The sequence below is a fragment of the Streptomyces sp. NPDC051684 genome (assembly GCF_044453445.1).
In the GTDB taxonomy this organism is placed as follows: domain Bacteria; phylum Actinomycetota; class Actinomycetes; order Streptomycetales; family Streptomycetaceae; genus Streptomyces.
The window spans coordinates 38,228-63,092 of sequence record NZ_JBITCS010000016.1 but is presented as its reverse complement, the minus strand read 5'-3'; the positions used below and the strand labels follow the sequence as shown (position 1 = coordinate 63,092).

At 70.4% G+C, this 24,865-nt stretch carries 29 protein-coding genes; 9 read left to right on the top strand and 20 right to left on the bottom strand.

The window, feature by feature from the left end; all coding sequences use genetic code 11:
- Position 1: 1 nt before the first annotated feature.
- Entirely contained in the window at positions 2-2,188 is a 2,187-nt protein-coding gene (locus ACIA8D_RS20430; RefSeq protein ID WP_399234041.1) for a phosphotransferase, read from the bottom strand.
- 214 nt (positions 2,189-2,402) lie between these two features.
- Entirely contained in the window at positions 2,403-3,281 is an 879-nt protein-coding gene (locus ACIA8D_RS20425; RefSeq protein WP_399234039.1) for a winged helix-turn-helix domain-containing protein, read from the bottom strand.
- A gap of 160 nt (positions 3,282-3,441) precedes the next feature.
- On the opposite strand from ACIA8D_RS20425, the gene ACIA8D_RS20420 reads away from it, so the two are divergent.
- Positions 3,442-3,633 carry a hypothetical protein gene (locus tag ACIA8D_RS20420; RefSeq protein ID WP_399234037.1) on the top strand — a complete coding sequence of 64 codons (192 nt, stop codon included), beginning with the start codon at positions 3,442-3,444 and terminating at the stop codon, positions 3,631-3,633.
- On the opposite strand, the gene ACIA8D_RS20415 is transcribed toward ACIA8D_RS20420, so the two are convergent.
- From ACIA8D_RS20415 to ACIA8D_RS20405, 3 genes are all read right to left on the bottom strand, one after another.
- The gene (locus tag ACIA8D_RS20415; protein ID WP_399234035.1) at positions 3,624-4,511 is read right to left on the bottom strand and encodes a GntR family transcriptional regulator; all 888 of its coding nucleotides are present in this window, start codon (positions 4,509-4,511) and stop codon (positions 3,624-3,626) included. The genes ACIA8D_RS20420 and ACIA8D_RS20415 overlap by 10 nt on opposite strands.
- A 110-nt stretch (positions 4,512-4,621) precedes the next feature.
- Positions 4,622-5,482, bottom strand: coding sequence for an HAD family hydrolase (locus ACIA8D_RS20410; protein ID WP_399234033.1), 861 nt, complete (start codon positions 5,480-5,482; stop codon positions 4,622-4,624).
- Positions 5,431-6,318, bottom strand: coding sequence for a GntR family transcriptional regulator (locus tag ACIA8D_RS20405; RefSeq protein WP_399234245.1), 888 nt, complete (start codon positions 6,316-6,318; stop codon positions 5,431-5,433). The genes ACIA8D_RS20410 and ACIA8D_RS20405 overlap by 52 nt, the downstream gene beginning before the upstream one ends.
- A 227-nt stretch (positions 6,319-6,545) precedes the next feature.
- Here ACIA8D_RS20405 and ACIA8D_RS20400 point away from each other — a divergent pair, with 227 nt between their 5' ends.
- Positions 6,546-6,737, top strand: a complete 192-nt coding sequence (locus ACIA8D_RS20400) for a hypothetical protein (RefSeq protein WP_399234031.1) — start codon at positions 6,546-6,548, stop codon at positions 6,735-6,737.
- Positions 6,738-6,793: 56 nt separating this feature from the next.
- Here ACIA8D_RS20400 and ACIA8D_RS20395 read toward each other — a convergent pair whose 3' ends face one another.
- The gene (locus ACIA8D_RS20395) at positions 6,794-7,753 is read right to left on the bottom strand and encodes a winged helix-turn-helix domain-containing protein (RefSeq protein WP_399234029.1); all 960 of its coding nucleotides are present in this window, start codon (positions 7,751-7,753) and stop codon (positions 6,794-6,796) included.
- 165 nt (positions 7,754-7,918) lie between these two features.
- Between ACIA8D_RS20395 and ACIA8D_RS20390 the strand changes: the two genes are divergently transcribed.
- Complete coding sequence (locus tag ACIA8D_RS20390) at positions 7,919-8,104, top strand: hypothetical protein (protein WP_356375748.1); 186 nt, start codon at positions 7,919-7,921, stop codon at positions 8,102-8,104.
- 72 nt (positions 8,105-8,176) lie between these two features.
- On the opposite strand, the gene ACIA8D_RS20385 is transcribed toward ACIA8D_RS20390, so the two are convergent.
- Together ACIA8D_RS20385 and ACIA8D_RS20380 are read right to left on the bottom strand one after the other, a co-directional pair.
- Positions 8,177-9,466 carry a GNAT family N-acetyltransferase gene (locus ACIA8D_RS20385; RefSeq protein WP_399234027.1) on the bottom strand — a complete coding sequence of 430 codons (1,290 nt, stop codon included), beginning with the start codon at positions 9,464-9,466 and terminating at the stop codon, positions 8,177-8,179.
- A 105-nt stretch (positions 9,467-9,571) separates the two neighbouring features.
- Positions 9,572-10,195: an ABC transporter substrate-binding protein gene (locus ACIA8D_RS20380; protein ID WP_399234025.1), complete on the bottom strand. Its 624-nt coding sequence runs from the start codon at positions 10,193-10,195 to the stop codon at positions 9,572-9,574.
- Between the two features lie 200 nt (positions 10,196-10,395).
- Here ACIA8D_RS20380 and dtd point away from each other — a divergent pair, with 200 nt between their 5' ends.
- Positions 10,396-10,821: a D-aminoacyl-tRNA deacylase gene (gene dtd / locus ACIA8D_RS20375; protein WP_399234023.1), complete on the top strand. Its 426-nt coding sequence runs from the start codon at positions 10,396-10,398 to the stop codon at positions 10,819-10,821.
- 23 nt (positions 10,822-10,844) lie between these two features.
- Here the strand turns inward: dtd and ACIA8D_RS20370 are convergent, their stop codons facing one another.
- The 11 genes from ACIA8D_RS20370 to ACIA8D_RS20320 form a co-directional block, all read right to left on the bottom strand.
- On the bottom strand, positions 10,845-11,825 hold the full coding sequence (locus ACIA8D_RS20370; protein ID WP_399234021.1) for a YgfZ/GcvT domain-containing protein: 981 nt from the start codon (positions 11,823-11,825) through the stop codon (positions 10,845-10,847).
- A gap of 34 nt (positions 11,826-11,859) precedes the next feature.
- The gene (locus ACIA8D_RS20365) at positions 11,860-12,297 is read right to left on the bottom strand and encodes a Fur family transcriptional regulator (protein WP_399234020.1); all 438 of its coding nucleotides are present in this window, start codon (positions 12,295-12,297) and stop codon (positions 11,860-11,862) included.
- A gap of 40 nt (positions 12,298-12,337) precedes the next feature.
- Positions 12,338-12,910: an FABP family protein gene (locus ACIA8D_RS20360; protein WP_385766296.1), complete on the bottom strand. Its 573-nt coding sequence runs from the start codon at positions 12,908-12,910 to the stop codon at positions 12,338-12,340.
- Positions 12,911-13,156: 246 nt separating this feature from the next.
- Entirely contained in the window at positions 13,157-13,417 is a 261-nt protein-coding gene (locus ACIA8D_RS20355; RefSeq protein WP_399234018.1) for a DUF3099 domain-containing protein, read from the bottom strand.
- A gap of 123 nt (positions 13,418-13,540) precedes the next feature.
- Entirely contained in the window at positions 13,541-13,828 is a 288-nt protein-coding gene (locus ACIA8D_RS20350) for a DUF1416 domain-containing protein (RefSeq protein ID WP_306321487.1), read from the bottom strand.
- Between the two features lie 32 nt (positions 13,829-13,860).
- On the bottom strand, positions 13,861-14,706 hold the full coding sequence (locus ACIA8D_RS20345) for a sulfurtransferase (protein WP_399234015.1): 846 nt from the start codon (positions 14,704-14,706) through the stop codon (positions 13,861-13,863).
- 116 nt (positions 14,707-14,822) lie between these two features.
- Positions 14,823-14,903 (bottom strand): putative leader peptide, encoded by an 81-nt coding sequence (locus ACIA8D_RS20340; protein WP_350962106.1) that lies wholly within the window; start codon positions 14,901-14,903, stop codon positions 14,823-14,825.
- Between the two features lie 201 nt (positions 14,904-15,104).
- Entirely contained in the window at positions 15,105-15,842 is a 738-nt protein-coding gene (locus tag ACIA8D_RS20335; protein ID WP_399234013.1) for a DUF2993 domain-containing protein, read from the bottom strand.
- Positions 15,843-15,890: 48 nt separating this feature from the next.
- Positions 15,891-16,925, bottom strand: coding sequence for a hypothetical protein (locus ACIA8D_RS20330; protein WP_399234011.1), 1,035 nt, complete (start codon positions 16,923-16,925; stop codon positions 15,891-15,893).
- Positions 16,861-17,115, bottom strand: coding sequence for a MoaD/ThiS family protein (locus ACIA8D_RS20325; RefSeq protein WP_399234010.1), 255 nt, complete (start codon positions 17,113-17,115; stop codon positions 16,861-16,863). Before ACIA8D_RS20325 ends, ACIA8D_RS20330 begins: the two co-directional genes overlap by 65 nt.
- A gap of 39 nt (positions 17,116-17,154) precedes the next feature.
- Entirely contained in the window at positions 17,155-17,982 is an 828-nt protein-coding gene (locus tag ACIA8D_RS20320) for an alpha/beta hydrolase (protein WP_399234008.1), read from the bottom strand.
- 249 nt (positions 17,983-18,231) lie between these two features.
- Between ACIA8D_RS20320 and ACIA8D_RS20315 the strand changes: the two genes are divergently transcribed.
- The 5 genes from ACIA8D_RS20315 (at position 18,232) to ACIA8D_RS20295 (ending at position 23,560) form a co-directional block, all read left to right on the top strand.
- The gene (locus tag ACIA8D_RS20315) at positions 18,232-19,071 is read left to right on the top strand and encodes a response regulator transcription factor (protein ID WP_399234006.1); all 840 of its coding nucleotides are present in this window, start codon (positions 18,232-18,234) and stop codon (positions 19,069-19,071) included.
- A gap of 53 nt (positions 19,072-19,124) precedes the next feature.
- A complete protein-coding gene (locus tag ACIA8D_RS20310) occupies positions 19,125-20,147 on the top strand; it encodes a LacI family DNA-binding transcriptional regulator (protein WP_399234004.1) in 1,023 nt (340 codons plus the stop codon).
- Positions 20,148-20,240: 93 nt separating this feature from the next.
- Positions 20,241-21,308 (top strand): S1C family serine protease, encoded by a 1,068-nt coding sequence (locus tag ACIA8D_RS20305; RefSeq protein ID WP_399234003.1) that lies wholly within the window; start codon positions 20,241-20,243, stop codon positions 21,306-21,308.
- Positions 21,309-21,410: 102 nt separating this feature from the next.
- Positions 21,411-22,142 (top strand): response regulator transcription factor, encoded by a 732-nt coding sequence (locus ACIA8D_RS20300; RefSeq protein ID WP_399234002.1) that lies wholly within the window; start codon positions 21,411-21,413, stop codon positions 22,140-22,142.
- Positions 22,139-23,560, top strand: a complete 1,422-nt coding sequence (locus ACIA8D_RS20295) for an ATP-binding protein (RefSeq protein ID WP_399234000.1) — start codon at positions 22,139-22,141, stop codon at positions 23,558-23,560. Before ACIA8D_RS20300 ends, ACIA8D_RS20295 begins: the two co-directional genes overlap by 4 nt.
- 37 nt (positions 23,561-23,597) lie before the next feature.
- Here the strand turns inward: ACIA8D_RS20295 and ACIA8D_RS20290 are convergent, their stop codons facing one another.
- A complete protein-coding gene (locus tag ACIA8D_RS20290; protein ID WP_399233998.1) occupies positions 23,598-24,797 on the bottom strand; it encodes a DUF2993 domain-containing protein in 1,200 nt (399 codons plus the stop codon).
- Positions 24,798-24,865 lie beyond the last annotated feature (68 nt).

Sequence of the window (24,865 nt, the reverse complement as noted above, 5' to 3'; positions counted from 1 at the left end):
CCTATTTCATGTCATGGTCCGCGTGCGGCAGGGCCAGGGCAAGATACGGGTTGGTCGCACCCGCCGCCCCTGAGGGCATTTTCAGCCAGGCCAGCGCCTTGCGAAGCGTCGTCGTGTACGAGCCGACCGCGCGGCGCACGTTCGGGGCGTCCAGGCCGGAGCCGGTCACCAGGCGGTCAAGGTCGACGTAGGCGGAGCGGACCACTTCGAGGCCCTGGTAGACGGGGATGTCGTCCTGCCAGCCGTCTGTGTACTTGTCCGGCATCCGCTGGGACCAGCGGGCGTACATGCGCTCCCGGACCTCTCGGGTGGTCGGCGTCAGATGGATGTGGCGCACCAGGTCGTAGAGCGGGTCCCCCACCATGGCCATCTCCCAGTCGATGAGGGTGAGGCCTGTTCTGCCCTCGCGTCTGACCAGGTTCCAGGGGTTCAGGTCGCCGTGCAGCAGGCCGTGGGGGCGCGGCTGTACGTCGTGCCGCAGCAGCCGGGCCTCCAGCTCGTCCTCCGCCGGCAGCCCGAGACGGGCGGCGAGGTCCTTCGCCGAAGGCGCCAACCCGCAGACCATCAGGTGCAGTTGGCGACACAGCCACGGGTAGAAGCTCAGCCCGTCCATCTTCTGCGGCTTCACTTTGATCTCGGTCTCGGCGAGTTGGCACAGCTGGTCGACCAGATCGATCACCTCGCCGGGCAGCAGCCCGTGTTCCGGGTGCTGCGGGCCGCCGCGGGCGCGGTGGTGGCCGGCGTACGACTGGATGGTGAACTGGTCCTCCAAGTCGCTCGTCCCCAGGGCGAGCACCCGGGAGATGCTGACCTTGGCGCCCGATTCCTCGATCGCCCGGAGCACCTCGTGCTCGTTGAGGAACCTCGGCTCGATCGGGGTGACGGCGTCCGCCACCTTCCGGCGCACCATGACTCGCCCGAAGCCCCTGACCTCGACGAACGTCCCCAGGTGCGACGTCCCCTTGAAGACGTGCGACGCCGGGGCGACGCCCTCCGCCCACAAGGCTTCCTCGACGTGTTCCGGAGGGAAGTCGTCCAACAGCGGGAGCCGATCGTCCGGCTCCCAGTGGATGGAGGCGGAGAAGACCTTGCCCCGGTGCCGGCCGCCCCTGGCCACCCGCCACCGGTAGAGCAGCGGCTCGATCGCGGAGGGCGTCAGCACGTTGCGCAGCCTCAGCGGGCGTGAGGCCACCTTCAGGGCACGGTGCACCTCGGCGGCCGCCCGCTCCAGGTCGCTCTGGCTGAACCGCTTCTCGAGCGATCCGGCCGCCCTGATCACATCCGGGTACACGGACTGCGCGTGCTCGAAGTCGATGTAGTGCCGCAGGTCGGAGTCGAGCCCTTCGACCGCCTCGGGCCGGACGCTCCACATCGCCTTGTGCCAGTGCTCCACGACCTCGTCGCGCTGCTCACGGGGGTAGTCCATGCGCACCAGATGCACCGCCAGGTCGTGCAGCGGGTCCCCGTACGTCGCCAGCTCCCAGTCCACCCAGAGCAGCAGAGGCTCGCCGTCGTGCGTGACGATCACGTTCCCCCGATGCAGATCGCCGTGGAGGAGGTGGAACGGGCGGGGGGTCATCTTCGGCGCCCAGTGCTGGTAGAGCCGCAGCGCGTTCTCCGGGACGCCGAGCGCCACGAACAGCCCACCGAAATCAAACCAATTGGGCCGCCGGATCTGTTCCTCCGCCTGCGTCAGGAGCATCCTCAGGAATCCCCTGCTGTCCCCGTCCTTCGGCCAGTAGTCGGGGCGGGCCGGGAGGGAGTACTCGGGCACCCGTGCCATGTCCGCGAGCAGCTCGGCGAATGCCTGGATCAGCTGTGGGTCGACCCGGTCACCGTTCCGGCAGATGCTGGAGAGGGGGGTGCCCTCCAGGTAGCTGTGGACCGCGCCGCCCTCGAACCGGTCGAGGCACTGCGGCACCGGCCCCCCGCTGCCCCGTAACGCCTCCAGGACCCCCTGCTCGTCGCGCCATGTCCTGATCACCACCGGGGCCACGCCGGTCCTGCGCTGCCGAACCATCACCTTCGAGCCGAGGGGACGTTCGAGGGCGAGCGCCTCCTCGTCGGTCAGCCGCACCACATGGTTGAGATTGTGGTGACCGCTCGTCCGCTCTCCGCTGTGCTGGGCCCGTTCCACGACACGGCGCCAGACGTCCGCGACTCGCTCACCGGCAACCACATCCGGCATCGGGCCACTCGGGGCGATGACAGCGCCCACACGCCGCTCCTGAATACTCATGCAACGGGCCGTAACAGGGCCACACAGTAGCGCCGATGCGGGCCCCTCACGACCGGAGTGAGCAGAGTGAACGGTCTCGGAGGTGTAAAGGAACACGCAGAGGGGTATGGCGTTCGAACCTCGATCGACTCAGTCCGTCTTTCGGTGCGCCTTCAGCGCGCACTCATCGCGCCAAGTGGTTCCAAACCGAGTTGAACCACGCCTGCCAGCTCCCCAGGAACTCCGACCCCCGCGAATCCGGGTTGTCGTCCCTGACGTAGTGCGTGAGCTTGGCGCCGAGGCCCAGCACGTCCAGCGCCTCGACCGTCACCTCGTCGTCGAGGACGATGGGCCGCTGGATGACCTCGTACGGGCCGTGCAGCGCCTGCGAGCCGTTGACCAGGTACAGCTTCGACGTCGGCGTGAGCATCACCTGCCGGATCTCGATGTCCGCGGACTCCACGAGCCCCTCGGCCTCCAGCTGCCGCAGCTCCGTCTGAAGGGACGTGCTGTGCCGTCGCGTGATCTCCAGCAACCGGTCCTTCAACTCCGCGGTCAGCCGCCCGTCCGGGTCGTCCAGGGCCCGCGGATAGGGCAGGTCGAGCGACTCGTCGGGCAGCAGCATCCGGATGGTGATGCTCTGAGGCCCCACCTCGCCGAGCCTGATCCGCTCGATCTGGCCCTTCACCTGCATGTCGAGCGACTCCGACGTCAGGGTGAACACGTCGAGCAGCACCTCGGGCCCCGCGAACGCCTCGTCGAAGAATCCGCGCAGCGTCACCCGTCCCTCGATCGCCGCCCGTGCGGTGTACGACTGAGCCTCCTGCGCCCGGACGACACGGGTCCCGCTGCCCTGCCTCGACTCGATCCAGCCCTCTGCGCGCAGTTGCTTGAGCGCCCGTTGCACCGTGTCCCGGGAGACGTCGAACTCCTCGGCCAGAGACCGCTGCGCCGGCAGCAGGGAACCCAACGGGAACACGCCGCCGGCCATCTGCGAGCGCAGCTCCGCGACGACACGGAAGACCGCCTTGCCGCCCGTGGCCCCGCTCTGGCTGCTCGTCACAGGGGGAACGTACCTCCGTCAGCCCAACGGCACACCGAAATCAGTCAACTTCCCTACCTATCCGGGGTGCTGATTAACGATCTGTCGGGCCGGGGAAGACCAATCCAAGTCCAGCAGCCCAATTGGACTGTTTGGCCCGACAGTTGAAGGGTGGGGACCCGTGAATCCGATACCGCAGTTGCTGGCGACCGTGCTCGGCTACGGTCTGGAGCTGTTCATCCAGTCCGAGTACGGGGGCCTCGGACTTTTGGCCCTCGCCGCCCTCACCCTGCTCCTGTCGGCCGAGCGGAGGTCGACCGCCTGGGCGCTGACCGGGGCCGCGCTCGTGTTCCTGGCCCTGGCTCAGGCCTGACCGCGCCGCGCCACGTGCTCCCACAACCCGTCGAACATCGCCTGTTCCCCGTCCACGAAGGCCTCCTGGTCCTGGCCGTTGGAGCGTTCGAAGGGGAACATCTCGGTCTCAAAGCCCTGTACGTCCACGAGTTCCACCGTGTCCGCGCCCTCGTAGTCGTCGATCTCCCGCTCGAACCGGTCCGGAACGTAGTGGCCCACCAGCACTTCCTGCCGGTTCAGGAGGTACACCTTCCGGGTCGGCACTCCGGAGACGAAGCGGAACTCGAAGCTCGCGTCGATGCCGTGGTCCCGCAGGCCCTTGAAGGCGTTGTCCAGCACCATGCGCTGCGAGGCCCACTGGACCAGTCCGCGCTGCCTGACCGCCCGGTCGAGCTTCTCGTCGGATCCCCAACCGGCGGCGGGGGCCGGGTAGTCGACCGGACCGCCCGGCCTCGGCACCACCATCCGCACCCGCACCGACTCCGGCCGCAGCACCCCCTCGTACACCTTCCGCAGCGGCTCCCCGAGGGCCGTCACCAGTGTCTCTCCGGTCAGGCTCGCCACGTCGACGTAGACGTGCGGCGCCTCGAACGCCGCCACCAGGCGGGGGCCGAGGATGCTTCTGGCCGTCTGGGCGCCGAGGGACGGCTGCTGCTGAGGGCGCGACACCGTGGGCGGGCTGCCCTTGCCCAGGTTGGTCAGCAGGCCGTCCACGCGCAGGAGTTGGAGTGCGTTGCGGACCGTGCCCCGCTCCACTCCGAATTCCCGGGCGAGCGCGGCCTGCGTCGGGAGGCGCTCGCCGGGCCTGAGGTCCCCGCCGACGATCCGCTTCCGCAGGGTTTCGGCGATGCCTTCGGCGGTGGGTCTGGGGGCGTTGTCCGTATTGACGTTCGCCACGACGATCTCCCCTCGCCCCCCGACCAAGTCCGTACAACTCTACGGCAGTTGGCTGCCAACTCCACCCGATATGCGGGAAGGGATGAAGGAGGGGATGAGGGAATCGCAGGTCAGTCGCGGTCGCGCAGGATGTCGATGATCGGTTCCAGGGTCGCCGTCACCTGCCGCGCCCCCGCCTCCCGCAGGATCCGCTCCTTGCGGGCATGACGCGCGTAGCCCAGGAACGCGACGCCCGCCTCCCGCGCCGCCACCAGGTCCGTCGCCGCGTCGCCGATCATCAGCGTGGTCCCGGGCGCCGCCCCCATCGCCGACATGGCGCGGTTGAGGCAGTACGGGTCCGGTTTGAGGAGGGCGAGGTCCCGGGTGCGGCCGTAGATGTGCGGTTCGAAGCAGCCGGACAGGCCGCGGTTCGCGATGTAGCGGCGGGCCGCCTCGGCCGAGTTGTTGGTGGTGATGGCGAGGCGCGCGCCGACCGCCGTCCAGGTGCGGATCAGCGGGTCCGCGTGCTGCGTGGGCCAGGCCGAGGCGACGGCGCGCAGTTCCTGTTCGGTCAGCCGGCTCTCCATCTCCAGGACCAGATCGCTGTCCGGCCGCGCCCGGCCGAGGCGGCGCAGGGCCGCGTGCGGGTCCACGTCGGCGCGTTCCTCGTCCGTCAGTACGTCGCCGAGGCCCTGCGCGTCCAGCCACTCCACCTGTTGCCGCGCGATCCCCGACGCCGGGCGGCCCGCGAACAGCCGGCAGATCGGCCCGTCGAAGTCGAAGAGCACATGGCGGGCGCCCGCGATCAGCTCGGCGAGGGTGCCCGACTCCCGCACGTCGACGGTTCCCGGCTCGCGCGCGTCGCCCTGTTCGGTCGTTTCCCGGTCTGACTCGGTCTCTTCTGCCACCGGAACAGTCTGCTTCGTCGTCTCTGAAGTCACTAGGAGAGTGTCAGGTCGGAGGTGATGGTTTCCCATAGGGCGTCGAACCACTTCTGCGACTCCTCCACGAAGGTCCGGTCCCGGTGGCCCGCCCGCTCCTCGAAGGAGAAGAGCAGGGCCTGCGTCCCGGTGGCCGAGAACATCTCCAGCTTGGTGTCGTTGTCGATCTCCTCCTCGCGCCGCGTGACCATGTAGTACGACAGGAGCGCCTCGGACTGGTTCAGCAGATAGAGCTTGACCGGCGGGGTGAACGGGAGGGCCCGGAAGGTCACCCGCACGTCGATGTCGTGCGAGGAGCGCAGGGAGCGCAGGTTGTGGCGCAGCACCTGGCCCTGCGCGTTGCGCGTGGCGAGCCAGCGGTTGTGCACCGCGACCGACTCCTCGTGGTCGACGGCGTCGCTGTCGTCCGGGACCGGCACCGGGAAGGCGAGGTCGATGTCGCGGCTGGGCAGCAGGATGCGTACGTCGAGGGACTCGGGGCGGATGCGGCCCTCGTGGATGTGGCGCAGTGGCTCGCCGAGGGCCAGCATCAGGGTCTCCGAGGTCATGCAGACCGCGTCGATCCGCACGTGGGGGGCGTGGAAGGCCTCGACCAGGCGGGGGGCGAGGGCGACCATGGAGGGCTGCGGCTCGTCGCGGGCGGCGGTCCCCGGGGCGATGCGCGGCGGGCTGCCCTTGCTGCGCTTGCTCAGCAGCCCGTCCGTCTCCAGGAGCTGGAGTGCCTGACGGACCGTGCCGCGCTCGACGCCGAACTCGTCGGCGAGCGTGGCCTGCGTGGGCAGTTGGTCGCCCGGCCGCAGCGCGCCCTCCCTGATGCGCTCGCGCAGCCGGTCGGCGATCTCCTGGGCCGTGAGCCTTCTCCTGCCGTTCAGTGTCGCGTCTGCCATGTCCGCCACGCCCTGCTCCCCTGGATCCCTGAGCCCCTGCCAAGCGGCACAACTCGCCTTGATTTGGCGAGAGTTGTCGCCCTCCTGTTTATATACCACGACCAAGTGGGGACAACTCCAGTGCAGTTGGTCGCCAACTTGGACGAAGGTGGCCAATGGTGGCAACGAAGGAGACCAGGTAAGGCCCAGCCCATCAGCGCAGCAACCCCGAAGCAGGAGGAACCACCATGTCCGTACTGAGCCTCCTCGCCGCGGTGGTCGTGATCACCTTCGAGCAGCTCGCGCAGTGGCACTACGGTCCGGCAGGGTTCGCGGGACTGCTGCTGCTCGCCATCGGCACCAAGGCCAGGAACGCCACCTGCTCTTCCATGGGCGGCGTCCTGCTCGCGCTCACGGTGGCCGGGCCCGCGCTGCACTGACCGGGCGCGCGACGCATCGACCGGGCCCGCGACGCATCGACCGGGCACGTCCATCCTTACGAGCTGAGCGTCAGGTCCTGGCTGATCGTGTTCCACAGGCCGTTGAACCACAGGTGGGACTGCTCCACAAACGTCGTGTCCCGCAGTCCCGCCCCCTGCTCGAACGCGAAGAGCATCTGCTGCACGCCCTCGGCGTCGTACACGTCCACCCGCTCGTGGTCGATCTGCTCGCCCCGTCTGGACAGCGTGTAGTACGCGAACAGCGCCTCGTTGCCGTTGAGCAGGTAGAGCTTGACCGGGGGCGTGAACGGCAGCGCGCGGAACTCCACCGTGACGTCCATGCTGTGCGTGCCCCGCAGGGCCAGCAGGTTGTGGCGCAGCACCTGCCCCTGCGCGTTGCGCTGCGCCAGCCAGTCGCGCCGCAGTCGGCCGCCCATCGCCGCCTCCACCCGCGAGGCCTCCGCCGCCCGCGACACGGGCGCGGCGGCCGGCGGTGGCGCGGGCGTGGGAAACGCGAGGTCGATGTCCCGGCTGGGCAGCAGCACCCGTACGCGCACTCTGGCCGGTTTCGTACGGCCCTCGTGGATGAGGCGCAGCGGCTCGCCCATCGCGAGCGTCAGCGAGACCGCCGTCAGGCACAGCGCGTCGATCTCCACGTCGGCCTGCTCGAAGGCCTCCGCGATGCGCGGGGCGAGCGCCACCATGGTCGGCTGCGGCGGCGCCTCGGGGCCGAGCACCGCGGGCCGCGGATGCCGCGCGACGGTGGCCGGGCTGCCCTTCGAGGCGTTCACCAACAGATGCTCGGTCTGCAGAATGCGCAGCGCCTGGCGTACGGCGGAGCGCTCCACACCGAACTCGCCCGCCAACTGTGCCTGTGTAGGCATCCGTTGGCCGGGACTCAGGCGGCCGGACGTGATCCGGTCGCGCAGCGCGTCGGCCACTTCGCGGTACGTGGGTCGTTCCCGCTGTGACCTGGGCCGTCCGTTGACGGCAGCATGCTCCCCACTCACAACCAAACCCTACAACTTCCCGCCATCTTTGGGGAGTTGAGGTGAAGGTGGTTATGAGCCGCCCTTCAACGGAGATAAGTACCTTTGAGTTGGTGACCAACTTCCCGGACATGGTCGGGGGACCTGAAGTTGGTGACCACGAGGACCACTGGTCCTGAAGGAGGTAGGACAATGCCGCTCTTCGCCATCGTCGTCGCCGCACTCGCCATCGGGTTCGAGCAGCTCATCCAGTGGAAGTACGGGCCGATGGGCATCATCGCCTTCATCGTTCTCTCCGTCGGCCTCAAGGCCAAGAACACCGTGATCAGCGGCATCGGGGCCGTCGTCCTCGTCATGCTGCTCGCCCAGAGCGGCTGACCGGGCTCCCTTCCGGAGGGGAGCCGGGAGCCCGGTCGGTCAGTACGCCCGTACGCGCGCGGGGCCGTGGGGTCAGAACACGTCGGGGCACCACGGCCGCCGCGCCGTACGCAGCAGAGCGCCGAACGCGGCGGCGGCGCCCGCCTCGTGCTCCACGAGCCGCCCCAGGGCCGCGAGCCGCGCCGCGGACTCGTCGCCCAGCCACAGCGCCCCCAACTCACGTACGTCGACCGTGAGTTGCGGGGAGGCGGCGCCCGGCGAACACACCGCCCCGCCGGGCGCCGCCGTCAGCGTGAACCGGCCGCCCGCCAGCCCCGCCGGGTCCAGCACCTCGAACGCGAACTCCCCGCTCGTCTCGTACGAGCGCGCCTCCAGAGCCCGTACGACATCCAGGATCCGCACCCACAGGAAGTCGGCCTGCGTCACGATGCGGGCGGCGCGCGGGTCGGGCAGGAGGTGCGGGAGCAGGTCGTCGGGGGCACGAAGGCCGGACCGCACCGTGGTGATCCAGTCCACCGAGCAGACGTACGTCCACAGGGCGCGCTCGGCGGCCGGGGTGACGGCGATCAGCTGGCGCACCTGCGCCGTGTTCTGCGGCTGCTTGGCATCGCCCCAGCGGTCGTCCGCCTGGTACGCGACCAGGCCCTCCACCTCGCCGCGGGCATTGCGGTACACCGCGTGGAACGGCTCCGTCCAGGGGTCCTCCGGGGTCGGCCACAGGCCGGTGTTGTACTGCCACCACAGCTCGTCCCGCGACACCACGCCCGCGACGCGGGTACGCAGCCGCTCGTGCAGCTCCGGGCCGACCTTGCGGATCTCCTCCGGGTCGGCCAGGTCCACGCGGCCGCCGTCCGGGCCCGACCAGCGCGGGTCGAGGCCGGCCCGCGGTACGTCGACCTCCCATACGGCGCCGGTCGCCGCGGGGCCGAAGCCGAACCGGCCGTAGATCGGGTACTCCGCCGCGATCAGGGTCGCCGCGACGTCGCCGCGCTCCTTCGCCTCGGCGAGGTCGGCGGCCATCATGCGGCTGAGCAGCCCGCGGCGGCGGTGGGTGGGGCTGACGGTGACGTTGGTGACCGCGTCCGTGGGGACGGTGGCGCCGCCCGGGACGGTGAGCTCCTGTGCGAAGGAGCGGAATGTGGCGACCTGCCGGGGGCCGGGGGCTCCGGCGGGGGTGAAGGCGGCGCGGGTGCGGGTGAGGTCGAAGTGGGCGCGGCGTTTGGCGACCGTCTGCGGGGAGGCGGTCGGGGGGCGGAGGAAACCGGTGTTGAGGGCGCGGGACCAGTCGGGCAACTCGTCCTCGGTCACGGCCCGTACGTCTATCGCTTCGTGGTCGTCGGGGGTGGCGGCACGGCTACTCATGCGTCCACGCTATGCAGGCCGGGTGACCGTGTCGCCCCAATTCTTCCTACGCCGCGGGGCTCCGCCCCGGACCCCGCGCCTCCATCGCCGGCGAGGCTTGATGGGCTACAGCTCCCCCGCCCCCGACGGCCCCAGCAGGTCCGCCACCTGGGCCTCGCCCGCGCGGTAGCGGCGGGCGATTTCGGCGCTGCAGTCGTCCGCCGTGCCCTGGAGCTGGTGGCGGCGGCGCGAGACCTGCTGCTCGTAGCGGACCAGGCGGCCCATCGCCGTGTGGAGTTCGGCGTCCGTGCGGGCCGCCAGGTCGGAGAGTTCGACCTCGGCGAGCATCTCCTGGGCGAGGCGCCGGGACTCCTCGCTGTGCGGGGTGCCGAGCGTGACGTGCCGGGCGGAGGAGCGCTGCCGGGTCGGCTGGTCCCGCAGGATCTCCGAGAGCCGGTCCACGACCGGCCCCTCGGGGTCCTTCCGCCGGTCCAACTCGGCCCGCAGGATGTCGATCCGGCCCTGGAGCAGGCGTCGTACGTAGCTCAGGTCCGCCTCGTTCTGCTGTGAGTCGCGGCGCAGCGTGCGCAGCTCCGGCAGGCGCAGGACCGACAGATCCTGGGCGGGCACGGCCGGCAGCTCGGGGCTGTCGGTCCGCTGGGCCGGCGGGCGGGTCAGCGGGGCCATCCGTTCCCCGTGCGTCAGCGATACGGGCTGCCCGGGCAGCCCCGTACTCGTTGTGTGGCTCATGGCATGGGTATCCATGGTCTGCTTACCGTCCCCTCGACCGGACCGCGCCGCACGCCACCGACGCACCGCGTGTCAGCATGGTGCCACTCCCAGTGGCCGCTTCGGGCCCGAGTGCCCCAGATCCGCCCCGGATGGGGGGTTGGGGAGCATCCTCAAACCCCTTGTGGGGCAAGAAAATCCGCGCACGGCATGATGAACGTATGCGAGCAGTGGTGCAGAGGGTGGACGGCGCGAGCGTCGTCGTGGACGACGAGACGGTCGGCGAGATCAAGGGCGAGGGCCTGTGCGTCCTCGTCGGGGTCACGCACGAGGACACCGAGGAGAAGGCCGCCCAACTGGCCCGCAAGCTCTGGTCGGTGCGGATGCTGGCCGACGAGAAGTCGTGCAGCGACATCGACGCGCCGCTCCTCGTGATCAGCCAGTTCACCCTCTACGGGGACGCCCGCAAGGGCCGCCGCCCCACCTGGAACGCCGCCGCGCCGGGCCCCGTCGCCGAACCGCTGGTCGACGAGGTCGTGGCGCAGTTGCGGGCGCTGGGCGCGACCGTGGCGACGGGCCGGTTCGGGGCGAAGATGCGGGTGTCCCTGACGAACGACGGCCCGTTCACGGTGCTGCTGGAGATGTAGCCCCGCCCGTACGTACGGAGCGGCTACGGCTCGACGACGACTTCCTGCGCCGCCGCCGTGGCCTCCGCGAGGAGTTCCGCGTCGGCCGGCACGTTCCGCTTGATGACGGCGAGCGCGATCGGGCCGAGCTCGTGGTGGCGCACGGACGTCGTCACGAAGCCGATCTTCCGGCCCTCGGGCCCGTCGGCGGCGAGCCGTACCTCGGCGCCGTGCGGCGGCAGGTGCACCTCGCTGCCGTCCAGGTGCAGGAAGACGAGGCGCCGCGGCGGCTTGCCCAGGTTCTGCACGCGGGCGACGGTCTCCTGCCCCCGGTAGCAGCCCTTCTGCAGATGCACGGCGGTGCCGATCCAGCCCAGCTCGTGCGGGATGGTGCGGTGGTCCGTCTCGAAGCCGAAGCGCGGCCGGTGCTGCTCGACGCGCAGCGCCTCGTAGGCGAGCAGGCCGACCGCCGGACCGTGCGCCTCCACGTACGACTCCAGGTCGGCGCGCGGCAGGAACAGATCGCGGCCGTGCGGCGTCTCGCGGACGGCCACCCCGTCCGGCACCGGCGCGATCGAACCGGCCGGCAGATGCACGACGGCGAACTCGTCCGTCCGGTCGGCGGTCTCGACCCGGTAGAAGAACTTCATCGACTCCAGGTACGCGAGGAGGGCCTCCTGCGTGCCCGGCTCGACGTGCGCCCACGTCGTCGTGCCGTCGTCGACGAGGTACAGGGCGTGCTCGATGTGCCCGTTGGCGGAGAGGATCAGCGCCTCGGTGGCCCGGTCCGGCTCCAGCTGCTCCATGTGCTGGGTGAGCAGCAGGTGCAGCCAGCTCAGCCGGTCGGCACCGGTGACCGTGATCACGCCACGGTGCGAGAGGTCGACGACGCCCGTCCCGTCGGCGAGGGAGCGCTGCTCGCGGAACAGGTCGCCGTAGTGCGCGGCGACGCCTTCGTCCACGCCCTCGCCGGGGACCGCGCCGGGCAGGGTCAGCAGAGGGCTGTTCGTTGAATCTCGCTGCATGGTCACACACACTACGACGAGTGGGCGGACTCGCTTATTCCTGCGTTCGCCCCTTGTCTCCGGCGCAGTTCCCACAGCGTCCGAAGATCGCGAAGTGCTTGAGGTCGGTGTCGAAACCGAACTCCTCGCGCAGCTTGGCGGTGAACTCCGCCGCGACGTCCACATCCGCCTCGATCACGTTCGTACAGTCGCGGCACACCATGTGGATGTGATGGTGCCGGTCGGCGAGGTGGTACGTGGGCGCGCCGTGCCCGAGATGGGCGTGCGAGACGAGCCCGAGCTCCTCCAGGAGCTCAAGGGTCCGGTAGACGGTGGAAATGTTGACCCCCGACGCCGTCTTGCGCACTTCGCACAAGATGTCGTCGGGGGTCGCGTGCTCCAGGGTGTCGACAGCTTCCAGGACAAGCTGGCGCTGCGGCGTCAGCCGGTAGCCGCGCTGCCTCAGATCGCTCTTCCAGTCGGTGCTCACCACACCGACGAGTCTAGAACCACTTCGAGGAAGCGGTTCCGGCCTACTTGAAGAACGCGATGCCGTCGTCCGGCATGTCCGGCAGGTTGCGCGCCATGTCGGCGACCTCCTCCGGGGAGACGACCTTCTTGAGCTGGGCCGACATGTAGGGGCGCAGCGGGACCTCGGGGGTCTGCTTCTCGCCGACCCACATCAGGTCGCTCTTCACGTAGCCGTAGAGGCGCTTGCCGCCGCTGTACGGGCCGGAGGCCGCCGTGCGGGCCACCGCGTCCGTGGCGATGTCGATCTGCGGCTTCTGGTCGGCGAGCTCGCCGTACCAGACCTCGACGACACCGTCGTCGCGGACCATGACGACCTCGACCTTGCGGTCGTCGTCGATCCGCCAGAAGCCGGACTCCGATTCCAGGGGGCGGACCTTCTCGCCCTTCTCGTCGAGCACCCAGGTGTGCGACTGGTACTCGAGGAAGTCCCGGCCGTCGTGGGTGAAGGAGACCTCCTGGCCGAAGTTGCACTTCTCGGAGCCTGGGAAGTCGTGGACGCCCGCGCCCTCCCAGGTGCCCAGCAGAAAGGCAAGGGGGACGAGCTTGGGGTTCAGGTCGGACGGGATCTGGATCATGAGCGGTTCAGACGTCTCTCAGTGGGGGGTCAGCGCTGGCCCTGGTACAGCTTCTTCACGGTCAGACCCGCGAAGGCGACGACGCCGACGCAGACCAGGACGAGAAGGGTGGAGAAGAAGGCCTCAAGCACGGGATTGCTCCTCGGTGAGCGGAACGTATGCGGATAACAGAGCCGGACCCCACTGTAGTCGTCCGGGCACGGGCGCTCTCGGCGAGGTCGGTCACAGCGGGTGTCACCGTGGACGTCAAGGGCGGCGCTTCTTGCCGTCCAGTTCGTCCCACCACTCGTCGGACTTCGGATCGCCGGAGGGGTCGTCCCACCAGCGGTCGTCGGGCCCTCGCCGGTTGGCGACGATGGCGGCCACGGGCGGGATCACCATGGCGACGACGCACATGGCGACGGCGGCCGGCACGGACCAGAGCCGCACGACGCCCCAGGCCAGTACGAACAGGCCGATGCAGACGCCCATCATGGCGAAGTAGACGTGCTTTCGCCGCGCGTACATACCTTCAGCCTAAGCCCGCGGGGACGGCCCGTGCCCGGCCGCGCGCATGCCGAAGGACCGCACCCCCACCAGTGGCGTCCAACCCGGGCGGGATGCGGCCCTTCAGCCGTTGCGTACGACCGCTCAGACGGCGATCGCGACCTCGGCGAGCCCGCCGGTCTGGGCGACGACCGTACGGTCGGCCTGGCCGCCGGGGACCAGGGCGCGCAGCGTCCACGTGCCCTCGGCCGCGTAGAAGCGGAACTGGCCCGTGGCCGAGGTGGGGACCTCGGCGGTGAACTCGCCGGTCGAGTCCAGGAGCCGGACGTAGCCCGTCACCGGCTCGCCGTCGCGGGTCACCTGGCCCTGGATGGTGGTCTCACCGGGCTTGATCGTCGAGGCGTCGGGGCCGCCGGCCTTCGCTCCGCACATGTTGCTCTCCTAGGAAGTGAAAGGTCGCTGGGTTACTTGTTGGCGCCGAGCTCGATCGGCACGCCGACGAGGGAGCCGTACTCGGTCCACGAGCCGTCGTAGTTCTTGACGTTCTCCTGGCCGAGCAGCTCGTGCAGCACGAACCAGGTGAGCGCGGAGCGCTCACCGATGCGGCAGTAGGCGATGGAGTCCTTCGCCAGGTCGACCTGCTCGTCGGCGTAGAGCGCCTTGAGCTCGTCGTCCGACTTGAACGTGCCGTCGTCGTTGGCGTTCTTCGACCACGGGATGTTGCGCGCGGACGGGACGTGGCCCGGACGCTGCGACTGCTCCTGCGGGAGGTGGGCCGGGGCGAGCAGCTTGCCGGAGAACTCGTCGGGCGAGCGCACGTCGACGAGGTTCTGGTTGCCGATCGCGTTCACGACGTCGTCGCGGAAGGCGCGGATCGACGTGTCCTGCGGCTTGGCCTTGTACTGCGTGGCCGGGCGGTTCGGGACCTGCGCGCCGTCGACCAGGTCGCGGGAGTCGAGCTCCCACTTCTTGCGTCCGCCGTCGAGGAGCTTGACGTCCTGGTGGCCGTAGAGCTTGAAGTACCAGTACGCGTAGGAGGCGAACCAGTTGTTGTTGCCGCCGTAGAGGACGACGGTCGTGTCGTTGCCGATGCCCTTCTTCGACAGCAGCTCCTCGAAGCCGGCCTGGTCGATGAAGTCACGGCGGACCGGGTCCTGGAGGTCCTTGGTCCAGTCGATCCGGATCGCGTTCTTGATGTGGTTCTTGTCGTACGCGGACGTGTCCTCGTCGACCTCGACGATCGCCACGTTGTCGTTGTCGAGGTTGGCCTCGACCCAGTCGGCGTCTACCAGGACGTCGCTGCGGCTCATGCTGATTCCTCCGGGGCAGTTGCGGGGGTATGCGAAAGGGGTGTGCGTGGCTGCACGGGGACCCCGAGTCGTAGGCCTCAAGGGGTCCGGAGAAAGCGGGAGTTGATCCGTCCCGCTCAGACGGCGCGACAGAGCATGGCGGCGACGCGGCACAGGTCTACTGCCCGCCGCTTCGTGAGATCCGCCTGTCGCTTCATGCACCCGATCGTAAGGACGGACCGGCGGCCGTGTCACCGACGTGTCGGATCGTGAGACGAGATCGTCCGGAATGTGGGAACGATCGCGCCCCCGGGCGGCACCGGCCCGGCCGCCGCACCGCCGGGCGGCCCTCGGCATCTGCTCTGCGGACGCCGTCGTCTCGCAGTTCGGACCGGCGGTGTCACCGGCCCGTTCCGGACCTACCCGACGAGGTCGAGGTCCGAACCCTTCACCGTGATCTCGATGCCCTGATCGACGGCCTGCACCCGGTCGAGCTTGATGCCCGCCGGAAGGTCGTCGAGCGCCTGCTTGAAGTCGATGACGTCCCGGAGCGGGCCCTCAGCCGGGTTGAGCGCGCCGATGTCCGGGAGGCTGTCGGCGTGCGCGGAGACCTGGCCGCCGCTGACGTCGACGGTGCTGCGCACCGTGGGCCGCACCGTGCCGAGCGGGGTCTTGACCGCGACCGTGACCTTGACCTTGTGGTCGCCGCCGTACGCGAGCCCGTCGATCCACGCGGTGACGCCGGGGGCGACATGGGCCGGGCCCTCCTTCTTCACGGCCTTGAGGAGCTCGGCGTAGTCGATCCGGGCGGTGCCGGTGGCCGAGTCGGCGGTGGCGGAGCTGTAGCTGCTGTCGAACTTCACGCCGTGCATCTCGGCCTTGAGGTCGGCGATGCGGATGGCGGCGCCGTCGCTCTTGCCGCTCTTCGCCTCGAAGTCCTGGATGCCGAGCTCGACGTCGTCCAGGGTGCCGCCCGCGACCTGGGTCAGGAACGGGAAGCCGTTGATCGACACGTCGGGGGTCTGCCCGAGCCCCTCGCTCGTGCGGATCTTGTCGGCGGCCTTGCTCTCGGCGAAGTGGACCGCGACCCGGTCGGCGGCCACGAAGAGGCCACCGACCACGACAACAAATATGAGCAGTATTCGCAGTGCGCGCATGGCGGGGAGGGTACGCGAACGTCGGCAGATCCAGCCCCGCCAAGGGGCCTACCCGAGGGCGCGGCCCAGCAGCCACACCGCCGGAGCCGCCGCGGCCAGCGGAAGCGCCACGCCCGCCGTCATGTGCACGAACCGGGACGGGAAGTCGTACGACGCGACCCGGTGGCCGATGACGGCGCAGGCACCCGCACCGAGCCCGAGGAACGCACCGCCCGACCCCAGGTCGACGACCCCGCCGGCGGCGATCCCCGCACCGGTGGCCGCGAGCAGCGCCACGATCACGGACGCGACCGTCGGCAGCGGCAGCGCACGGGCCAGGACCGCGACCGCCACGGCCACCCCGCCGACCGTCACCGCGTCGGGCTCGGCCGCCAGGTGACCGGCCGCCACGATCGCGAGCGCCGCGGAGGCGACCGTCGCCATCAGGCCGTACATCCGCTCGTCCGGGTCCGCGTGCGAGCGCAGCTGGAGGACGAGGGTGAGCAGCACCCAGAGGCCGAGCGTGCCGAGGATCGCGGCGGGACCGTTGTCGCGGCCCGCCACGAGCAGCGCGATGTCCGCGACGACGCCGCCCATGAAGGCGAGCGCGATGCCCTGGCGGGCGGGCCACATCCCGTTGAGCCGGAACCAGCCGGCGGCCGTGACCGCTTGCAGCAGCACGAGCGGCACGAGCAGGGCGTACGAGCCGATGGCTGCGCCACCCGCGAGCAGCAGAGCAAGCACGGCGGTCAGCACGGCGGGCTGGAACCCCGGCTCGATGATCGGAGACCGCCGCTGGGAACGGGAGGGCATTTCCTGCCCCTGGGGCGCTTGAGCACGGGTGGGCACATCAAGCCCCGCAGTTGGACGAGAGCCAGCGGGGTCCGGGGCGGAGCCCCGAGAGGTCCACCCCTCCGACGCCGAGGGCACATCCTCGTACGACCACTGCTGCGGCGGCACCGGCGGAGCCGACTGCGCGTACGGGTCGTACTGCGCGTCGTGCTGATACGGGTACTGCTGGTTGTTGCTCATCGGGGTGTCATCCTCCTGCGAACGGCGGGAGCACCTCGACCGTGCCGCCCTCGGCAAGCCGTACCGTCTCATGACCGCGGGTCCCGACCGGATCCCCGTCGACCAGGAACGAGGAGCGCTGGAGCACCCGGACGAGATCGCCGGGGTGCCGCGTGCGCACCGCTTCCAGTGCCGCGGCCAGCGTCTCCGCCTCGTACGGCTCCTCCGCGACGCCGGCGGCAGCCTTGGCCGCGGCCCAGAAGCGGATCGTGCCCTGCGCCATTCCCGACTCCTCTCTCGGTCCCGCTGTGTGTGCGGCGTCCTATTGTGCGGCAACCGTCGCCGCGACCCACGCCCCGATCCGTTCGATCAGCTCGTCGCTCGCCGCGTGCTCGGCGTGGCCCATCCCCGGTTCGAGCCACAGCTCCGCGCCGCCGTCGGCCGCCGCCCCGAGCAGCATCCGGGGGTGGTCGACGGGAAAGTACGGGTCGCTGTCGCCGTGCACCACGAGCAGCGGGGTCGGCGCGAGCAGCGGGACCGACTCGACCGGGGAGAGCGGGACCGGGTCCCAGTCGTAGGGGTGGATCCGGGTGCGCAGCCCGAAGCGGCTGACGAGGCGCCCCGCGGGCCGGGTCACCGCCCAGTGCACCCGCCGCATCGGGGCCGTGCCGCGGTAGAACCAGCGGGCGGGAGCGCTCACCGCGACGACCGCGTCAACGCGCGCTTCCGTGCGCCCCCTGTGCAGCGCGGCCTGCCGCAGCACCACCGAGCCGCCCATGGAGAAGCCGACCGTCGCCACGCGCGCGTGGCCGAGCGAGCGCGCCCATTCGACCGCCGCCGCGAGATCGAGCACTTCCTTGTCGCCGACCGTGGACCGCCCGCCGGAGCGCCCGTGCCCGCGGAACGAGAACGTGACCACGGCCGCACGCTGGGCGAACACCGCCGCCGCGCGGCGCACGTGGGGCCGCTCCAGATCGCCGGTGAAGCCGTGCGCGAGAACGATCGCGGGGGTGTCGGGGCCGCCCGGACCGGGCTCGTACTCGGCCTCGATGGCGACTCCGTCGCGTGTCCGGAGCATCACGCGCCGTCTCCGTTCGGTGATCGGCCACACAGAAGATCCACGCTCGTCACCTGCCGGACCCCAACTCATGTGGGCTATTCTGCTGGGAAGAGGACTCGGGCAATGCAGCCCCCGGGTCCTTTTGTGCTTTCTGGGGCGTTGTATACGACGCGCTGGAAATAAGCACAGAACACCAGGTCGGGACCCCCGGGCGCGGGATCCCGGCCACGTACGAAGCAGTGCCGCAAACGTCCTCGCAGGGACCGAGGAGGAACCAGACGTTATGGGCGAGCGAACCGTGCACGAACGTATGACGACCCCCAGGGCAGGTGGGGACCGATGAGCTCTCTGCTGCTCCTCACCAATGCCCTCCAGCCGTCGACGGAGGTGCTTCCCGCTCTCGGCCTGCTCCTGCACAACGTGCGAGTGGCGCCCGCGGAGGGCCCCGCACTCGTCGACACCCCCGGCGCCGATGTCATCCTCATCGACGGCCGCCGCGACCTCCCGCAGGTCCGCAGCCTCTGTCAGCTGCTCCGCTCGACGGGGCCCGGCTGTCCGCTGGTGCTCGTCGTGACCGAGGGCGGCCTCGCCGCCGTCACCGCCGACTGGGGCATCGACGACGTACTCCTCGACACGGCGGGCCCCGCCGAGGTCGAGGCCCGGCTCCGGCTCGCCATGGGCCGGCAGCAGATCGTCACCGACGACTCCCCGATGGAGATCCGCAACGGCGATCTGTCGGTGGACGAGGCGACGTACAGCGCGAAGCTCAAGGGCCGGGTCCTCGACCTGACCTTCAAGGAGTTCGAGCTCCTGAAGTACCTGGCGCAGCACCCCGGCCGCGTGTTCACGCGCGCCCAGCTGCTCCAGGAGGTCTGGGGCTACGACTACTTCGGCGGCACCCGGACCGTGGACGTGCACGTACGGCGTCTGCGCGCCAAGCTCGGGCCCGAGCACGAGTCGCTGATCGGCACCGTGCGCAACGTGGGCTACCGCTTCGTCACCCCGGAGAAGCCGGAGAAGAAGGCGGAGAAGAACGCCGAGGCGCGGGCCGAGAAGCGGGCGGAGCAGGAGGCCGAGCAGCGGGCCGCGGCCGCGAACAAGGCGGATAACGCGGGAAACACGGACAAGCTCCCGTCCGCCGTGGACGGAGTGGGCCGCCCGGCCCCCGTACGCCGGTAGCGGTGCGGCTCACGCCCTGCCCAGAGGGTGGTCCATCCGCGTAGACTCCGCGCGTGGCCAAGGTGACTCGGGACGATGTGGCGCGACTGGCGGGTACTTCGACCGCGGTCGTGTCCTACGTGATCAACAACGGACCCCGGCCGGTCGCCCCGGCCACGCGCGAGCGGGTGCTCGCCGCGATCAAGGAGCTGGGGTACCGGCCCGACCGGGTCGCCCAGGCCATGGCCTCGCGGCGGACCGACCTCATAGGCATGATCGTGCCGGACGCGCGCCAGCCGTTCTTCGCGGAGATGACGCACGCCGTCGAACAGGCGGCGTCCGAGCGCGGGAAAATGGTCCTGGTCGGCAACTCGGACTACGTGCCGGACCGTGAGGTCCACTACGTCCGCGCCTTCCTCGGCATGCGGGTCTCCGGCCTGATCCTCGTCAGCCACGGTTTCAACGACCTCGCGGCGAACGAGATCGAGGCCTGGGACGCCCGCGTCGTCCTGCTGCACGAGCGGCCCGAGGCCATCGACGACGTCGCGGTCGTCACCGACGACGTCGGCGGCGCCCAGCTCGCCACCCGGCACCTCCTGGAGCACGGGCACGAGTACGTCGCCTGCCTCGGCGGCACCGCGGACACTCCGTCCGTCGGCGACCCGGTCTCCGACCACGTCGAGGGCTGGCGCCGCGCCATGAAGGAGGCGGGGCGGTCCATCGACGGCCGGCTCTTCGAGGCCCCGTACAACCGGTACGACGCCTACAAGGTGGCCCTCGGCCTGCTGGCCGGGCCCGACCGGCCGCCCGCGATCTTCTGCTCCACGGACGACCAGGGCATCGGTGTGCTGCGGGCCGCGCGCGAGCTGCGCATCGACGTGCCGGGCGAGCTGGCGGTGGCCGGGTTCGACGACGTGAAGGAGGCGGGGCTCACCGATCCGCCGCTGACCACGGTCGCCTCGGACCGTCCGGCGATGGCGCGGGCCGCCGTGGACCTCGTCCTCGACGACTCGCTGCGGGTGGCCGGTTCGCGGCGCGAGCGGCTGAAGCTGTTCCCCTCGCGGCTGGTGGTCCGGCAGTCCTGCGGCTGCGCGTAACCGCTCCGTCTTTACTTCGGGCAAACAGGGTTCTGCCGGGACTCTCAGGACAGCCTCAGCCTGCTCTCATGTACGCGCCACAAGCTGGTTGCCATGACCGAGACCTACCGCCGAAGCGGCGACGACTCCCAGCCCTATCCTCCGCAGCCCCCGTACCTGCCGGGCGTGGTGCTCTCCGGGACGACGCACGAGCAGACGCACGAACAGTCGCGGCCCGAACAGCCGCGGCCCGAGCAGCCGGGGGCCGAGCACCCGCAGCACGGCGGCCCGAGGAAGAAGCGGCTGCGTGGTCCGGCCGGGCTGATCACGGCGGTGGCGATCGCGGCGGCGGCCGTCGGCGGCGGCACCGCGTACGGCATCCAGGAGCTCACCGGCTCCTCCGCCACGGCCGCGTCCTCCACCAGCACCACGGTGGTGCCCACCAGCAAGAAGGGCACCGTGTCCGGGGTCGCGGAGGCGGTCAGCCCGTCGATAGTCGAGGTCAACGCGGAGCTCGGTTCCGGTTCCTCGACCGGCTCCGGCGTGATCATCACGAGTGACGGCGAGATCGTCACCAACAACCACGTCGTGTCCGGCGCCTCCTCCGTCAAGGTCTCGACGAGCGACGGCAAGACGTACACGGCGGACGTCGTCGGCACCGACGCGAAGAAGGACCTCGCGCTCATCAAGCTGAAGAACGCCTCCGGCCTCAAGGCCGCGACGCTCGGCGACTCCTCCGGGGTCAAGGTCGGCGACGACGTCGTCGCGATCGGCTCCCCCGAGGGCCTGACCGGCACCGTGACCAGCGGCATCGTCTCCGCGCTGCAACGCGACGTCACCGTCTCCACCGACGAGGGCCAGCAGCAACAGCAGGGCGGCGGCAGCGGCGAGTGGCCGTTCGAGTTCGGCGGCCAGGAGTTCAACGGGAACACCGGCTCGTCCAAGACGACGTACAAGGCGATCCAGACCGACGCGTCCCTCAACCCCGGCAACTCCGGCGGCGCCCTCATCGACATGAACGGCAACATCATCGGCATCAACTCGGCGATGTACTCGTCCGCCTCCGACTCGTCATCGGGCGGGTCCTCCAGCAACGGCAGCGTGGGCCTCGGCTTCGCGATCCCGATCAACACGGTGAAGTCCGACCTGGACACGCTGCGCGCGGGCGGCGCGGACAGCTGACTCGACGATGCCGCGCAGGCGCGGCACGCACACGCCGGGTGGGCGTGCAAGGCTGAGGGAGGCCGTCCACCCACCCGTACTCACAGACAGGAAACGCCGAGCATGAGCCCCGCCGAAGGCGAACCGCAGCGCATCCTCATCGTCGACGACGAGCCCGCGGTACTGGAGGCGCTCCAGCGTTCGCTCGCCTTCGAGGGCTACGCCACCGAGGTCGCGGTCGACGGTGCCGACGCCCTGGAGAAGGTCGCCGCGTACCGCCCCGACCTGGTCGTCCTCGACATCCAGATGCCCCGCATGGACGGCCTGACCGCGGCCCGCCGGATGCGCGCCACCGGCTCCACCACCCCGATCCTCATGCTCACGGCCCGCGACACCGTCGGCGACCGCGTCACCGGCCTCGACGCGGGCGCGGACGACTACCTGGTCAAGCCGTTCGAGCTCGACGAACTGTTCGCGCGGGTCCGAGCGCTGCTGCGCCGCAGCTCGTACGCGGCCGCCGGCGACGACGTCGACACCGACTCCGACGCCCTCTCCTTCGCCGACCTGCGCATGGACCTGACGACCCGCGAGGTCACCCGCGGCGGACGCGCGGTCGAGCTGACCCGCACCGAGTACACGCTCCTGGAGATGTTCCTCGCCCACCCGCGCCAGGTCCTCACCCGCGAGCAGATCCTCAAGGCGGTCTGGGGCTTCGACTTCGAGCCGTCGTCCAACTCCCTGGACGTCTACGTGATGTACCTGCGGCGCAAGACCGAGGCGGGCGGCGAGCCGCGCCTCGTGCACACCGTGCGGGGCGTGGGATACGTGCTGCGGTCCGGCGGGGCGGCGGAGTGAACAAGGCCACCCGGAGGGTGCGGTCGCTGCCGCTGAGGTCGCGGATCGCGTTGCTGGTGGCGGTGGCGGTGGCGGCCGCGGTTGCCGCGGTCGCGGTGACCTGCTGGTTCGTCACGGAGAAGCAGCTGTACGCGCAGCTGGACAACGATCTGGTGCAGCAGGCGCACTCCATCAAGCGCGAACAGATGGACTACGTCCTCGCCGGCTGCCAGTCCGGCAACTCCGCGGCACAGCACAACTTCCCGGGCCCGACGATCCAGATCATCCAGTCCGACGGCAGGGCCTGCACCTCGCAGGGCGACCCCCGGATCCCCGTTCAGCCCTCCGACCGGAGGGTCGCCGCGGGCCCCTCGGACAGTTCGGTGCACACCACGGACGACGTGAAGGGCCAGGCGATGCGGGTCCTCACCGTCCCGATCGTCCAGGACGACACCCGGCTCCCCGGCGTCGCCGCCTCCGTCGCCACGCCCCTCGACGAGATCACCAAACCGCTGACCACGCTCGCCTGGCTGCTCCTCCTCGTCGGTGGCGTCGGCGTGCTCGGCTCGACGGCCGCCGGTCTGTGGATCGCCCGCACCGGCCTGCGCCCCGTCGACCGGCTCACCGAGACCGTCGAACACGTGGCCAGAACCGAGGACCTCACGGTCCGCATCCCGGTCGAGGGCGACGACGAGATCGCACGCCTTTCGGAGTCCTTCAACTCGATGACCGCCTCCCTCGCCTCGTCCCGGGAGCTCCAGCAGCAGCTCATCGCCGACGCGGGCCATGAGCTGCGGACGCCGCTGACCTCGATGCGTACCAACATCGAACTGCTCACCCGGATCGAGGAGACCGGCCGCTCCATCCCCGCGGAGGACCGCAAGGCGCTGATGGCCTCGGTGAAGGCGCAGATGACGGAGCTGGCCGCGCTCATCGGCGACCTCCAGGAACTGTCGCGTACGGGACTGACCGGGGCGGAGGGACCGTTGAAGGTGGTCTCGCTGCACGACACCGTGCGCAGCGCCATCGAGCGCGCCCGGCTGCGCGGCCCCGAGCTGACCTTCGACTCCGAGCTGGCCCCCTGGTACGTGCGCGCCGAGCCCGCGGCCCTTGAGCGGGCGGTCGTGAACCTGCTGGACAACGCCGTGAAGTTCAGCCCGGAGAAGGGTCACGTGGAGGTCCGGCTGATGCGCGGCACGCTCACCGTCCGGGACCACGGGCCCGGCATCCCGGACGACGAACTCCCGTACGTCTTCGACCGGTTCTGGCGCTCGCCGACCGCACGCGCCCTGCCGGGTTCGGGGCTCGGCCTGTCGATCGTGGCGCGCACGGTCGAGGCCAGCGGAGGGCGGATCGCGCTCTCGGCGGCGGACGGCGGCGGCACCATCGCCACGCTGGTCCTGCCGGGCGCGCCGACGCCGCCGCCGGAGATCCCGTAACCGCGGTCAGCCCCCTACAGGGATCCCGTGACCGCGGTCAGCTCCCCACGGACAGCCCGCCGCCCGCCAGGTCGACGCGGATGCCCTCCTTCTCCACGGTCACGTCGCGCAGCCGCACATATCCCCGGTCGCCCGGCAGCTGCGGCAGCCGGAAGGCGAGGGAGAGGCGGTCGGCGAGTTCGGGGCGGGTGAGGCGGGTGAGGCCGTCGAGCAGCGCCGGGTCGAGGCCGATCCGCTTCAGGACCGCGGGATGCGCGAGGGCGATGTCGATCAGGTTCGTACTCATCAGCTGCTTCACGAAACGCGGCGATCCCGTGAGCTCGCGCAGCTTGGCGTCGCTGGTCAGCGCCCCTCGCACCACGCTGTCCGGCAGCCCGAGCCGCTGCACCACCGCCGGGACGGCAAGCAGCTGCCGCGCCTTGTCGACCTGCTGGGTGAGCCGGTCCACGGAGGCGCGCGTCAGGTGCAGGCCCTCGGAGGCGCGGGTGCCGGGCCGGTAGGTGGCGAGGTCGCCGATGCCGAGGCGCATGTTGTCGATGTCGGTGGAGATACCGGACGCGCCGAGCCGCTGGATGTCGGCGTCCGCCTGCACCTTCACCTCGTGCCCGGCGACGGGCAGGGTGCCGCGGGCGAGCACCTTGTTCTTGCCGTGCCCGGTGAACGTGACCTGGGAGGATCCCAGTTCGCGGTTGAGGTCGGCGAAGCTGACCAGTACCTGCCCGTTCATCGTGTCGGCGTAGGCGCCGCTGATGTCGGTGAGACCCGAGCCCTTGATGCGTACGTTGTGCGCGGTCGCGGAGACCTTGGCGAGGGTGACGCGGTCCGCGGCGACGTCGGGGACGGTCACCTTCAGCTCGTGGACGCGGCGGTCGGCGAGCTGGGTGAGGAACGGGAAGCCGCCGATCTCCACCTCGGGGGCCGCCGCCAGCTTCAGCTGCTTCTTGATCTGCTCGGCGGCCTTGTTCTCCGCGTAGAGCACCGCCCACCGGTCGGCGAGGGTCAGGAACGCGCAGAGGACGACGACCGCGACGACCGTCTTCATCAGGACGGACAGTCCGGCGAAGCGGCCACGGCGCCGGCGCCTGCTGCGGCGACCGTGGTCGGGCGGTTCCCACGAGTGGTCCTCATCGGCGCCGTAAGGCTCCCGGTAGGGAAACTCGGTCGGCGGGTCGTCGGCGAGGGTGGCCAACTCGTCGTACGGATTACGGTCGTTGGATATGCGGTGGGGGGTACGCATCGGCTGATTCCATCACAGACCCCCACCCTTTACACAAACATCCTTCACATACAGAGAGGTGACCTACG